The organism is Actinomycetospora atypica, assembly GCF_042653685.1.
Lineage (GTDB): Bacteria > Actinomycetota > Actinomycetes > Mycobacteriales > Pseudonocardiaceae > Actinomycetospora > Actinomycetospora atypica.
Window position 1 is genome coordinate 1 of record NZ_JBHSIV010000119.1, and the last position, 520, is coordinate 520.

Below are 520 nucleotides of genomic sequence, written 5' to 3' on the forward strand. Positions count from 1 at the left end.
CGCTCGGGACCGGTCGGGCTGACTACGCTCTCCACGTCGACGGCAAGCTCGTCGGCGCGATCGAGGCGAAGCGCGAGGGTACGACGCTGTCCGCGGTATCCGTGCAGTCCTCCAAGTACATGAAGCTGACGTCCGAGCAACAGCTGCGGGCGTGGCGCACCCCTCTGCCGTTGCGCTACGAGTCCAACGGCGCGGAGACATGGTTCGCGAACGGTCTCGACCCGGCCCCGCAGCGGTCGCGCCGAGTGTTCTCGTTCCACCGTCCCGAGACCGTCGCGGCCTGGATGACGGACGCGGAGGCCGAGCCCGAGACGCCGTCGTACCGATCCCGGTTACGCCACATGCCGACGCTCGACGACCGCGGCCTGCGGCCGGCTCAGATTGACGCCGTCGCTGGCATCGAGAGTGCTCTCGCCGCCGACAAGCCGCGGGCGCTGGTCCAAATGGCGACTGGGGCAGGCAAGACCTTCACCGCCGTGACGACGACCTATCGCCTGCTCAAGCACGCCCGCGCCCGTCG

Annotated in this window: 1 protein-coding gene; it reads left to right on the forward strand. The window is 69.6% G+C overall.

Going from position 1 to position 520, the window contains the following annotated elements:
* On the forward strand, positions 1-520 hold a 520-nt coding region (locus tag ACFPBZ_RS29570; RefSeq protein ID WP_378039674.1), incomplete at both ends, for a DEAD/DEAH box helicase family protein.